The organism is uncultured Microbulbifer sp. (assembly GCF_947504145.1).
Classification (GTDB): domain Bacteria; phylum Pseudomonadota; class Gammaproteobacteria; order Pseudomonadales; family Cellvibrionaceae; genus Microbulbifer.
In genome coordinates this window covers 1-12,077 of sequence record NZ_CANNGQ010000009.1, presented here as the reverse complement: position 1 = coordinate 12,077, position 12,077 = coordinate 1, and the positions used below count along the sequence as shown (strand labels likewise).

General features: G+C 44.8%; 19 protein-coding genes. All 19 read right to left on the bottom strand.

Annotation, left to right across the window (positions count from 1 at the left end):
- Positions 1 to 180: 180 nt before the first annotated feature.
- A complete protein-coding gene (locus Q1A74_RS18330) occupies positions 181 to 627 on the bottom strand; it encodes a hypothetical protein (protein WP_138237321.1) in 447 nt (148 codons plus the stop codon).
- Between the two features lie 152 nt (positions 628 to 779).
- Positions 780 to 1,094, bottom strand: a complete 315-nt coding sequence (locus Q1A74_RS18480) for a DUF6572 domain-containing protein (protein WP_367275437.1) — start codon at positions 1,092 to 1,094, stop codon at positions 780 to 782.
- A gap of 141 nt (positions 1,095 to 1,235) precedes the next feature.
- Positions 1,236 to 1,505, bottom strand: coding sequence for a hypothetical protein (locus Q1A74_RS18325; protein WP_248220173.1), 270 nt, complete (start codon positions 1,503 to 1,505; stop codon positions 1,236 to 1,238).
- Between the two features lie 171 nt (positions 1,506 to 1,676).
- Positions 1,677 to 2,075: a hypothetical protein gene (locus Q1A74_RS18320; protein ID WP_299599709.1), complete on the bottom strand. Its 399-nt coding sequence runs from the start codon at positions 2,073 to 2,075 to the stop codon at positions 1,677 to 1,679.
- Positions 2,076 to 2,690: 615 nt separating this feature from the next.
- The gene (locus Q1A74_RS18315; RefSeq protein WP_299599708.1) at positions 2,691 to 3,491 is read right to left on the bottom strand and encodes an FRG domain-containing protein; all 801 of its coding nucleotides are present in this window, start codon (positions 3,489 to 3,491) and stop codon (positions 2,691 to 2,693) included.
- A gap of 133 nt (positions 3,492 to 3,624) precedes the next feature.
- Positions 3,625 to 3,912 carry a hypothetical protein gene (locus Q1A74_RS18310; protein ID WP_299599707.1) on the bottom strand — a complete coding sequence of 96 codons (288 nt, stop codon included), beginning with the start codon at positions 3,910 to 3,912 and terminating at the stop codon, positions 3,625 to 3,627.
- A 228-nt stretch (positions 3,913 to 4,140) separates the two neighbouring features.
- Entirely contained in the window at positions 4,141 to 4,809 is a 669-nt protein-coding gene (locus tag Q1A74_RS18305; protein ID WP_299599706.1) for a penicillin-insensitive murein endopeptidase, read from the bottom strand.
- A gap of 121 nt (positions 4,810 to 4,930) precedes the next feature.
- Positions 4,931 to 5,335 (bottom strand): hypothetical protein, encoded by a 405-nt coding sequence (locus Q1A74_RS18300; RefSeq protein ID WP_299599705.1) that lies wholly within the window; start codon positions 5,333 to 5,335, stop codon positions 4,931 to 4,933.
- Between the two features lie 147 nt (positions 5,336 to 5,482).
- Positions 5,483 to 5,890: a GFA family protein gene (locus Q1A74_RS18295; RefSeq protein ID WP_299599704.1), complete on the bottom strand. Its 408-nt coding sequence runs from the start codon at positions 5,888 to 5,890 to the stop codon at positions 5,483 to 5,485.
- 131 nt (positions 5,891 to 6,021) lie between these two features.
- A complete protein-coding gene (locus Q1A74_RS18290; RefSeq protein ID WP_299599703.1) occupies positions 6,022 to 6,390 on the bottom strand; it encodes a hypothetical protein in 369 nt (122 codons plus the stop codon).
- Between the two features lie 177 nt (positions 6,391 to 6,567).
- Positions 6,568 to 6,861, bottom strand: coding sequence for a hypothetical protein (locus Q1A74_RS18285; protein WP_299599702.1), 294 nt, complete (start codon positions 6,859 to 6,861; stop codon positions 6,568 to 6,570).
- 126 nt (positions 6,862 to 6,987) lie between these two features.
- Positions 6,988 to 7,377, bottom strand: a complete 390-nt coding sequence (locus tag Q1A74_RS18280) for a hypothetical protein (RefSeq protein WP_299599701.1) — start codon at positions 7,375 to 7,377, stop codon at positions 6,988 to 6,990.
- A 146-nt stretch (positions 7,378 to 7,523) separates the two neighbouring features.
- Entirely contained in the window at positions 7,524 to 7,835 is a 312-nt protein-coding gene (locus Q1A74_RS18275; RefSeq protein WP_299599700.1) for a hypothetical protein, read from the bottom strand.
- A 502-nt stretch (positions 7,836 to 8,337) separates the two neighbouring features.
- A complete protein-coding gene (locus Q1A74_RS18270; protein ID WP_299599699.1) occupies positions 8,338 to 8,691 on the bottom strand; it encodes a hypothetical protein in 354 nt (117 codons plus the stop codon).
- A 136-nt stretch (positions 8,692 to 8,827) separates the two neighbouring features.
- Positions 8,828 to 9,319: an arsinothricin resistance N-acetyltransferase ArsN1 family B gene (locus tag Q1A74_RS18265; protein WP_299599698.1), complete on the bottom strand. Its 492-nt coding sequence runs from the start codon at positions 9,317 to 9,319 to the stop codon at positions 8,828 to 8,830.
- Positions 9,320 to 9,446: 127 nt separating this feature from the next.
- Positions 9,447 to 9,953: a hypothetical protein gene (locus tag Q1A74_RS18260; RefSeq protein WP_299599697.1), complete on the bottom strand. Its 507-nt coding sequence runs from the start codon at positions 9,951 to 9,953 to the stop codon at positions 9,447 to 9,449.
- A gap of 144 nt (positions 9,954 to 10,097) precedes the next feature.
- Positions 10,098 to 10,457, bottom strand: coding sequence for a Rid family hydrolase (locus Q1A74_RS18255; protein ID WP_299599696.1), 360 nt, complete (start codon positions 10,455 to 10,457; stop codon positions 10,098 to 10,100).
- Between the two features lie 137 nt (positions 10,458 to 10,594).
- Positions 10,595 to 11,248, bottom strand: a complete 654-nt coding sequence (locus tag Q1A74_RS18250; RefSeq protein WP_299599694.1) for a DUF4145 domain-containing protein — start codon at positions 11,246 to 11,248, stop codon at positions 10,595 to 10,597.
- Between the two features lie 161 nt (positions 11,249 to 11,409).
- Positions 11,410 to 11,979, bottom strand: a complete 570-nt coding sequence (locus Q1A74_RS18245; protein WP_299599692.1) for a hypothetical protein — start codon at positions 11,977 to 11,979, stop codon at positions 11,410 to 11,412.
- Positions 11,980 to 12,077 lie beyond the last annotated feature (98 nt).

Genomic DNA, 12,077 nt, shown 5'->3' with positions numbered 1-12,077 from the left:
TGCCTTCTCTCGAATCTCTTTAAATATTTCCCAATCTGACTCTGTCATGTTCGTGAACTTTCTGATGCATAACGCCCAGCGCAGGCGCAGCCAACACGGAGCGTCTTTTGTGTTAATGTTTGAGCGACAGCGAGTAACACAAAAGGCGCGTAGTGTTGGCTGTCGCTCTGCCGCTGTTTGTTAGGCACTTTTGGCACTAAGGTGCGGCCAGGCACGAACCAGACCTATTGCGTAAAGCGCTCCGATGCCGAAGCAGATAGCGGAACTTACAATCCAGAAAGCTAGGCTATTTCCCGGAAATAAAGGCATTATTATAAAAAAAGCCAACGCTCTGAATATAAAAATTGCCGAAATTATGCACAACACTGTCCGTAAGAACGGTAGCCGCAATATTTTCCTCGCGCCAGACAACGCATAAAGTGACCAAACAATAAAAATTGATGCAATCACTAGTGTTATGACTGGAGGATACCAATGGCCTTGCTCTGACATTTCTGCCAATTGCTCACCAGCTCCGAGTACTCGATACCAATCTCCGCCAAAAATTGCGCAACCTATATGGACCGCTGCAACTACTCCACAAAAAATAGCGCCCAAAACTAAAAGATTATTTCCATTTTCTCTCATTGGCAGGTTCCTTTGCCTAACGCCGCCAGCAGGGGCAGCTTACCTTGTGCGCGTTTTGCGCAAAAATGGGAGCGTAGCGACCTGCGCAAAACGTGCACAAGGTAAACTGTCCCGCGGAGGGCCGAAGGCCCGGAGCATTCTGCCTGGCTTTGTTAAATGTGGACCTCATGACGAAACCCGAAGCCCGCAGCATTAATTATTCTTGTACATTGCTCTAGAAACTGAAGAGCTTCAGAACTCGGCTTATGCTTGCAAACAACTGTGATTTCCACATTTTTTCCCTTTGCATTAGGGTACGCGCTATAGATTTCTCCCGATTCAATGAATGCCAGATACCTATTTATTTTTTCTTGCAATAAAAACAGGCTGCTCTCACACCACTCCAAGTGATTAGAAATGGTGAGAACAACAGTTCCGTAACTAGTGACTCCGATTACATCTATTACGCTTTGATCTTCAATGCTCATTACATTTAACGCCCGCAACAGGGGCGGCCAACGCTATGCACATTTTGTGCGAAGTTGGGAGCGTAGCGACCCGCACAAAATGTGCATAGCGTTGGGCGTCCCGCGGAGGGCCGAAGGCTCGGAGCATTCTGCTTGCGTTTGTTATGTGTATTTTCTGCCAATTTTGGCCAACTCCTCAAGAACTAGAGGCTTAATACTTGAATTTACTTGTTCATCAATTTCAAAGGCTTCACTTAATTTTTTATGAAGACTCAATAACTCTTCCTTCTCACAGCGCAAGCGCCACATATCAGCTTTTACTGGCGCCGAAGCTATTTGGGACTTTAGGAGATACGAAATTTTTACATGCTTCTCCAAGATAAGCGCTGTCATTTGGGAAATATAGAACTCAATCAATTTGGTACTCGCCATCTAAATATTCACTTCAAGTCGAGCAACGATAACCCCGGACTGAAGACACATAACGCCCAGCGCAGGCGCAGCCAGCGCGGAGCAGATTTTGTGTTAATGTTTGAGCGCCAGCGAGTAACACAAAAGGTGCGTAGCGTTGGCTGTCGCTCTGCCGCTGTTTGTTATGCATTTTTAGTGCTCGACCCCTACCACAAGGGTGATTGGATACTCTCTATCTTCTTGGGATACGGCTAAGTACAAAATATAATCTTCACACTCCCAAACAGCGGAAACATAAGAACATGGGACATAAAATTCATCCTCGCTCTCTTCATCCTCATCGATTTCATCATCCAGAACATCTAAATCTAATGAAAATTTATGCTCACCATATTTTTCATCGAGCGCAGACGCCAGCCTCTTTAGATTCACAGAAAATTCTTGGACTATCGAATCTATCAACTCATCATCATACTGCTCTTCTTCACCTTCAAGATGACGAACTTCAATTACTTGAACAACCTCTTCTCCAGAAGAAATGAGACCTTCAACATGGCTCACAATATCTTCCGAAACTTTTACTTCTACCATACTCTCGGAATTCCTGAGGATGCATAACGCCCAACGCAGGCGCAGCCAGCGCGGAGCTCCTTTTGTGTTAATGTTTGAGCGACAGCGAGTAACACAAAAGGTGCGTAGCGTTGGCTGTCGCTCTGCCGCTGATTGTTATGTTGTAGGCGGAGCTATGGAGCAATAGCACAATCAGCGTTCTTGCCTTCATAACGCCACCCAACAATCACCCGAGAGGATGGCTCATACTCATAAAAGTATCTACAGCTGCCTCGAAACATATACTCATTTTCAATGTTTCCTCCTGGCAGCTCTATAGCTCTCAAAAATCGGTCTTTTCTTGCCCAGTTGCGAGGGCCGTCAATGCTCTCTCCAACTCCGCTACTTATATGAGATTGGAAGTTTCTATGTAGATCATGTGCACATGCTGTGACCAACAATATCGGAAGACTTAACATTAAAAATCGCATGCGAATTGCTACTCATCACGTATTGGCAACATAACGCCCGCAGCAGGGGCGGCTTACCTTGTGCGCATTTTGCGCGATGATGGGAGCGTAGCGACCCGCGCAAAATGCGCATAAGGTAAGACGTCCCGCGGAGGCCCGAAGGGCCGGAGCATACTGCCTGCGTTTGTTAATGGTTTCGGAGCACGAGCTCCTTGAACGCAAGAGATTCCATTAGGCCCTCTTCACTTGCATATAGACTATATGCGTTAATATTCATTTCGTTAAGCCTCTGGAGAATTTCATTTTTAATTTCGCCAGGCATTATAAACTTATACAAAATGTCACTAGTAGAATCATTTGACGTTGCTAGAACCTCTGAATGTGGGCAATAAATCCAATTGTTGGATTTATCATGTTTTACACAAACTGTATATTGCCCTTGCTGAATAAAATGTCTTTTATGACTGGCAACATATGGGCCTATTGCGCTGATCTGTGGCGCACCTACCCAACCGGCCTTGCCGCCGCCCAAATACTCTATGTATGAAAATATCGCGACATCCTTTTGAGGGTCTGCATTCTGAAAAGCGAAAAACAACGCGACATACAAAGATTGAGACCAATCAAGAAGTGGTGTAGGGAATCCATGATGACGTGCATACACCATGAATGAATAATTTGGCGGCGAGGAAAAGAAATCGTTCGACTGATTGAAACCGCGAAAATCTACTGGCCATTCTTTTCCTGTAAGTGATGCTGTTGCCGGATAAATAGATTCTAGAACACCATCGTAGGTAAAAACTGAAAATTTTTTATCCGTGTATCGCTCTAGAGTGGTATCTAGATTCCACTCAGCGTTACTTTGCCCCCTAAATAGTAGTGTAGCTAGTACTTGATACTCGTGACCTTTACTAGATTGAATTAGCTTATTTAGCTCATTGACCTCGTTGGTCAATTCTTCAAGGGAACTGATTTTCTTCTCGATCATTTGTACTAACCATTAACGCCCAGCGCAGGCGCAGCCAGCGCGGAGCTCCTTTTGTGTTAATGTTTGAGCGCCAGCGAGTAACACAAAAGGTGCGTAGCGTTGGCTGTCGCTCTGCCGCTGATTGTTATGCGAATTATCGAAGTCCACCGATGAACGCAAACCCCGAAAATCCAATAACAACCACTCCTAGAAATGTAAAAGCAGAGATCCACTGCTTTCTTGCGGTTATTGCTTTCTTTGCATATCTAGAAAGCAGACAACCCAAGGTGGCAGCAGCAAGTGCAGTAGCCATGGTAAACCAATATGCTGGGTGGATTTCACCGAAATTTCCATGGGTGTTTAACTGCTTGTATAGCTGCCACAGTGCCATAAATGGGAGAACAATTACTATTGCTACAGAGGCTCTATGAATCTTATACATTATGTATGAATTTCCCGTTTCTAGTCCCCTTCTATATGGCTCTCTGTAGTTTACTTGCCGATCTTTCCGCTTATCCATAATTGAAATTTTAGTCCTTAGCTTGGAAACGCATAACGCCGCAATCAGCCGCGGCTTACTTTGTGTGCTTTTTGCACGAAAATGGGAGCGCAGCGACCGTGCAAAAAGTGCATAAAGTAAGACGTCGGCTGCATTGCATTGTTAGCGCCGTCACTTGCACGGAATTGCGAAATCAACGTGGTAATGCTCGTCATGCCGGACCCATGAACGCTTTTTTGAAAACTGAATGTTCTTAGACAGATATTCACCGTGTGTTGTTTCGAGAAGTTTAGGCTGTAACTTGGGATCAAAAATTACACGCCACAAATCAAAACCTCGAGCTACCGACTCTTTGTGTAGCGCAACTATATGAGCGGCCATCGCCTCATAATCTATCGTGAAATCTTTGTAAACACCGAAATTGTCAAACTCGATATTGTAGCCAAATTTGTTAACTGGACTAGTCGGTAAGTGGACTGAAGCCCCAGATTTATCAGTTACGGGCACCATAAAATCTGCAGACAGACCGTTTCTGTGAGTTTTGTGCGGCTTAAATTGCCCGCCTTCTTCAAATCCCATCTCAGCATATTTGAATACTTTCTCAGGATTTGTATCTTCAAGGATTTTGTATGCAGCTAAAATTATTTCACTTACATGGGAGTGAACATAAGTTCTCCCAGCTAATTTCGCAACTAAGCTATATCCCTCAAAATTTTCTCCTGATGAAGGCAGTTGAACCCCATTCTCTAGCCTTCCATTGGAGGTGGTTCCATAGCAGATGCTATCCTCCGCAATTGCTAAAGACGAGAAAAACAAAAACCTGAAAATAATCTTCTTCATAGTCCCGTAGCGCTAACGCCGCAATCAGCCGCGGCTTACTTTGTGTGTTTTTTGCACGATAATGGGAGCGCAGCGACCGTGCAAAAAGTGCACAAAGTAAGACGTCGGCTGCATTGCTTTGTTAAAGCGGGCCGGAGCTGGAAAGCACGCCGTAGCACCCAACTACTGCGAGCGCGCCCCAGCCAAATAGGTAAATATAGAAACGCTTGAATGTAGCCCGCAGGCCAAAATACCTGTTTTCTATGCCGTCTAAGGTTAGTGAGTCCAGCTCTGGTAGTTTTGCCTTTCTTAGCTCTCTTAATTTTTTAGGAAAACGACTATTACCATACAGTGAAAACATCAGCAGAAAAATCAGTGAAACAAATGCAGTTATTCCTGGATGATCTGTTCCCAAACATGAAAGCGCGAAAGAGAATGAAAGAATACCAATTCCTGCATTCAAAAATTCAGCCCACTTAGCAAAATCTGCATCAATGTCAGCCAGCACTGCCTCATCGATAACTCTTTCATTTTCCTTGATACTCACACTTTCTCTCCTTGTGTGTTGTAGCTTTAACGCCCAGCGCAGGCGCAGCCAGCGCGGAGCATCTTTTGTGTTAATGTTTGAGCGACAGCGAGTAACACAAAAGGTGCGTAGCGTTGGCTGTCGCTCTGCCGCTGATTGTTATGTGGATTACCCTCGGTCCGCCGGGTGGTTTACCCCATCGTATGTTGGAACACGGCCAATTTTTAGAGGATTTATACCCTCGAGACACGCTACGTTGAAACCGTATTGAGTTGGATTAGAGCGTCTCTGGTGATGTGTATAAATTCCGCAGTTTCCGCAGAAATAGTGTTTCGCTGTATTGGTATTGAATTGATAGAGCTTTAAATGCTCCTGCCCCTCTAAGACATTGATACCATCTAGCGATACTGATGCGGCGATTGCACCTCTCCTGCGGCACAAAGAACAATCACAACGCCGAAGATCTAAAAGGCCATCAGGTAGATCCAGTTCAATTTTTACAGAGCCACAGTGACATGAGGCTAAATGCTTTGGCTGAATTTTTACCCCATCAATCTCTTTCAGATTTACGCTCATAGCTCATTCCTTGTGCTCACATAACGCCCGCAACAGGGGCGACCAATGCTATGCATATTTTGTGCTAAAAAGGGATCGCAGCGACCAGCACAAAATGTGCATAGCGTTGGGCGTCCCTCTGCTTGCGATTGTTATGGTTTTCCCCAGCAGCCTGGGTACTTAGGCAACACAAAGTTTTTCAATGAACGGCGACCCGGGATCTCTTTTTCTATATTTACTAGCTCGCCATTTTCGTCGACTTTTGCACAAACATAAAGAACGCCAAGTTCATTTGTAGCTTTATATGAAAAAATGGCGCTTACAAACATATGGCCTTTTTTATCGAATACTGGCTGTAACGGCTTTGACGTAAGCTCAATATCAACGAACTCTGAATACTTGCGATGGATATGTTGTAGCGCTCTTTCTCTTACTTTAGCCTCATCGAAAGAGTAAAGAGTTCCCGAAAACACAGAGCACGAAAATGTATTTAGAAAAATTAGTATGCATAAATTTTTCACTGTACTCTGACTCCTCAACCATAACGCCCGCAGCAGGGGCGGCCAACGCTATGCACTTTTTGTGCGAAACTGGGAGCGCAGCGACCCGCACAAAAAGTGCATAGCGTTGGCCGTCCCGTGGAGGCCCGAAGGGCCGGAACAAACTGCCTGCGATTGTTATGGATTACTTGCCTCACACTAATTCAGACCAACGGAATTTTTCACCTCAAGTATTAGCCTGGCAATAGCCAAATCATGCTTTTTAGCTTCAGGCAACCCCATATACTCAGTTGAAATTTTACTCAAATAATTGGCTATTTTGTTAGCTGATTCATTTTCAATTGCCATTTTAAATACCCTAGGCAAGTATGATTGATACTCATCTCTGGCCCAATCACTATTAGAAATACCAATCGGATCCCATTTATAGAAAAGAATTTCGTCAATTCTCTTGTATAGCTCCAACTGATTCGGAGGCAACTTACTACCCATGGTGTATACGATCCATAACGCCCAGCGCAGGCGCAGCCAACGTGGAGCGCATTTTGTGTTAATGTTTGAGCGCCAGCGAGTAACACAAAATGCGCGTAGCGTTGGCTGTCGCTCTGCCGCTGCTTGTTAAGAGCGGAAGTACGCGCGGACTCCACTATTAAAGAAGAGATAACCAAGAATCACCGCTGTAAGACAAGCACCAAAGATAATAGACGGAACCTGCCGCATTAAAGCGAATGGAATTATCATAACAGCAGCCAACAATACAGAATAGGTCTGCCTTGAGTACTTCCAACGCCATAAGAATAGCACCGCACTAACAGGCATCAGTAGACCTACTAAGGCTGTTGAGATAGCCAATCCAGACTCCCAGAGTTCTGCTGTGCCCATAGCAACCCCATTAAAACTTATGGGAATACCCGGAACAAATACTGCTAACAGTAGGTAAATACAAACAAGTGCATGCGCGGTTAAAAATTTTAGCAGTGTCGGCATTTCACTAAATGCTTGATACATGGCTTTGCTCTTAACGCCCGCAACAGGGGCGACCAATGCTATGCGCCTTTTGTGCGAAACTGGGAGCGCAGCGACCCGCACAAAAGGTGCATAGCGTTGGGCGTCCCGCGGAGGCCCGAAGGGCCGGAGCATTCTGCTTGCGTTTGTTAAGTGTCACTGGCACAGGACTCTAGTGCAACTTCAATAACAGCAGTGTGCCAAGCCATACCAGCAATATGCTCACAGCCTCCAACAGCTGAACTGCCTAAATCGCTAGCTTCACAGAAGCGATAGACTCGCACCTGATAATCATCAAGGTATTTATCGAAGCACTTTTTCTTTGAGCCTGCTAGGTTATTGACACGCTCTTGGATTTCAACGTTTTTCTGATCCGAGTAATCACCGAACGGTATCCTTGGATCTTCTACGGCGATCACCGAAAAAGTGGCGAAAATTAAAGCCAACGGGCTCTTTCTCATAATGATCACTTAACGCCCAGCGCAGGCGCAGCCAGCGCGGAGCGCATTTTGTGTTAATGTTTGAGCGCCAGCGAGTAACACAAAAGGTGCGTAGCGTTGGCTGTCGCTCTGCCGCTGCTTGTTATGTTTTTTACCACCGAGCAATAAAGTAAGCCGCAAGAATTATGGCTGCGACCATTATAAATGGCACAACAAGCGAAAACCTATTTTCATTCTTATTTTTCTCATACACCCGTATCATTTCAGTGAGATCATCAGCTGAAAAATCATGCCCACAGTTGGGACACTTATTCATGGTTATCTCAACCCAGTATCCGCAGTTTACACATGGGTATTTAGATTCTGTTCTCTTTAAATTCCAGCCGAACCAGACCATATTGCAACCGAAACATAACGCCCAGCGCAGGCGCAGCCAGCGCGGAGCACATTTTGTGTTAATGTTTGAGCGCCAGCGAGTAACACAAAAGGTGCGTAGTGTTGGCTGTCGCTCTGCCGCTGATTGTTATACCTTTGCTGCCACGATGCCTCTGACAATATCTTGAGACAACACAGCTGGCACAATGTTAAAACCGAGTATAAAAAATCTTCTATAGAAGCGCACGTTTCGATAATTATTTGGGTGATTCTGCTTTTTTATAAAAATTGTATTAGCTTCCCAGATAGAGGATGTACCGTGGGTAGATTCTATGCCCTTTTCTAAACATTCTTGGAAGTGCCCAAATGCTTCATTGGTAAATCTAAATTCATACCACGTTTTCTGAAAGGCAACCGAAAAATTGTAAGAAACATCGATTTTCACCTCTATTTCATTTTCGGCAATCCTCAGAACCTCATATTTCACGCCAACATCTTTCATTCGATGGTGATTCTTTCTTCGCTAGGTATAACGCCGTGCTCAGCGGCGGCTTACTTTGTGCGCGTTTTGCGCGAAAATAGGAGCGTAGCGACTGCGCGAAACGTGCATAAAGTAAGACGTCAGCTGCAGCACCTTGTTAAGCGCGGACCAGGCACTGCCAGTAGCCAACGTCCACCCAATTATCAAACTTACGCCCGACCTCTTTAAAATGAGCTACTTTCTCCATTCCAAATTTTTCATGCAATGAAACACTGGCATCATTTGGTAATGCGATACCCGAGATTACCGCATGCACGCCACTTTTAGCTAATTTTGAAAATAGATCTGAATACAGTTTTGACCCCCACCCTTTAGATACAGCAGTGCGATCTAGATATACCGTAGCTTCAACAGAATGCCGATAAGCACAACGGCCCTTCCACTTACTTGCGTAAGAGTAACCGACAACTTCACCTTCATACTCCGCGACAAGCCACGGCAGACCATTCTCTTGGCACTCCAATATACGAAGGGTCATTTCCTCTTCTGTTACCGGTTCCGCTTCAAACGTGATGCATGTATTCAACACGTAGTAGTTATAGATTTCAGCAATCTTAGCTGCATCCGATTTTTCAGCTTGCCTTATCATCTTGACTCTTACTGCCGCTTAACGCCGCGATCAGCCGCGGCTTACTTTGTGTGCTTTTTGCACGAAAATGGGAGCGCAGCGACCGTGCAAAAAGTGCACAAAGTAAGACGTCGGCTGCATTGCTTTGTTAACCATTGGCCAGGGTACTAAGCTCATTCGTTGCCTTGTATGCAGAGCTATACACGATTCTTAGATCAAGATCACTGAGAAGATCTTTAACTGGGACAATTTCATCCTTTGATTTTGCCTTGAATCGAACGTGTAAAATCACCTTTGACTCATTTTGGGCCAACGCCGATTTACTACCCATTGTTCCATATTGGCAATTCTGTATGTATGAGCCAAGAGCCTTTTCTAAAGCCTCTTCCGCTTCCATTTCCTCCCCTTTATAAAAAACTTTAAACTCATCGATGAATGCTGGGCCAAGGCCATTATTCTTTATTTCTACTTTGAGAGATGCATTACCATCATCAAAATCTGTACTCTCTGCACGAATCAAATATGGCATAACCGATACTCGGTTATGCCAGCGCTGCACTCGAAATTGCCACAGCGTCATCGCGAGAGCAGATGTTGCGATAATTACTTCATAATTATCTTTTATAAATTCCAGTAAAAAGTCTACTACTTGCATAAATTTGGTTAACGCCGCCGGCAGGGGCAGCTTACCTTGTGCGCGTTTTGCGCAAAAATGGGAGCGCAGCGACCTGCGCAAGACGTGCACAAGGTAAGCTGTCCCGCGGAGGGCCGAAGGCCTGGAGCGAATTGCCCGGCCTTGTTAACAGTCTTGGGGCCTAACCGCTACCACAGTAACTTCTACGAGCACGTCACCTTCTAGCTCCACCCCTAAACATGCTCGCTGTGGCCAGTTGGCTTGATTATCACCAACCCAAGAACACCACGCTTCATCCATTTGCGATTTTTCATTCATTCTTGCAATGAACACTTGAGCCGAAAGGATGTTTTCCTTACTTGAACCAAGCTCTTTCAAGTTTTCCGATATTACCCCAAGAGCTTGCCGTGTTTGCTCTTTCGTACCGACATCTGTATTTGGTGAAGTAGCTACGGAGAAAACGAGATCTTTGTATGTAGAAGATTTATTTCTTCCTTTATAAATTCCAGCTACTCGTTCAATCATGGAAATACTCATTGACTGTTAACGCCGCGCTCAGCCGCGGACAATTTTGGGCGCTTTATGCGCGATAATGGGAGCGCAGCGACCGCGCATAAAGTGCACAAAGTTGGCCGTCGGCCTGCAGCGCTTTGTTAGCAATTTCAGGCTCGAGGTGGCGCGCTCGCACGGAGACTCTCGGCACCACTGGTTAACAAGTAGCCCTGCAGTAAATTCTCTGCAATATCTATAACTTGGTTAACCTCAGATGTTTTTGCTTTGTGCCCCCGATGGGAGGCCGCATGACCGACTTCTAGAGCTGCTTCAAGAGTAGATTTATTGGGTTTACTAATTTGCCCAGAATCTTCTAAAACTTGGAGCTTCTTAGCGAAGCCACCTACATCACCCACTTGCTCATTCATGTAAAGATCGAGCAGTGTTCTAGTTCCCATTATTGCCAATCTTCGACTATTCGCATGTAATGCAACATAGATTTCTTTTAAGAGTTCATACCATTCTTCTGGAAGTTGGTCTAGCCATTTTGGCGTTTGTCTTGACACTTTTGGAGGATAGTATTCCTCTTCTATTTCATCATATTCTGAGAAATAGAATTTCTTTTCCAAACTAACATTTTCACAACCGCAGCATTCAAGCATTTTGTACACGGTTCTCCAGCTTACCTCGTACTCACAATAAGGATCATGTTCATTAGCGGGAGCACTACCAGAGTGATCTCTTAATGCAACAACAAAATGCCTTGTTTCATGAAGGCATTGATTGCAATGTGCTTTTTCAATTTTGTAATTTTCTTCACTCATTTCTACATTATTGGAGTAGTACTTATTGCTAACGCCCCGCACAGGGGCAGACAAAGTGGAGTGCCTTTTTGGCATACAATGGCGAAGCCATGCTAAAAAGGTGCGGAGCTTTGGCTGTCCCAGCGACCAGCGGGAGCGACTGCTGCGGCTTGTTATGCATATTACTTTAACAACCTTGGGTCAGTAAGGGGTGCTCGACTTGCCACACTAAATGCGATAAGAAGCAAACGAAAGCGTTTTATAATTGCGTAGAATCGACAAAGCATACCTCGCACACCTCTCAACATTAAATAACATTCTCGTTGGCAAGCATATATGTGACCAGCACTGGAAGCTCGAGAATAAAAGCTCATTGCCTCCATGATATCTTGATTTACGTGATATCCGTTTTCATAAAACCAACCAAGCCAGTAATCAGATGGAGGGTAAAATTCTCTAGATAATTCAGAAAGAAGCTTATATGCAGCGCTATAGTCTTTTAGTTCGATGTATACCTTTGCCAGACCAAATTTAGACTCTTTATCACCAGCAAGTGATCCTATAGAAAACATCTCTTGAGCGTTTTCCGTGCTCTTATCACAACCCAGCCCGTATAAGTACATCCACCCTAAATATCGAGCACAATCGTTACTGCCTTTTTTTGCCCACTTTTCATAGATAGGCAAGGCTTCGGCATGTTTTGAGTCTGCCACTAGGTTATTTGCTTTAAAAATTTCTTTTTCGTAGCTCATCTATCTGGCTTCATCACTGCATAACGCCGCCGGCAGGGGCAGCTTACCTTGTGCGCGTTTTGCGCAAAAATGGGAGCGAAGCGACCTGCGCAAAACGT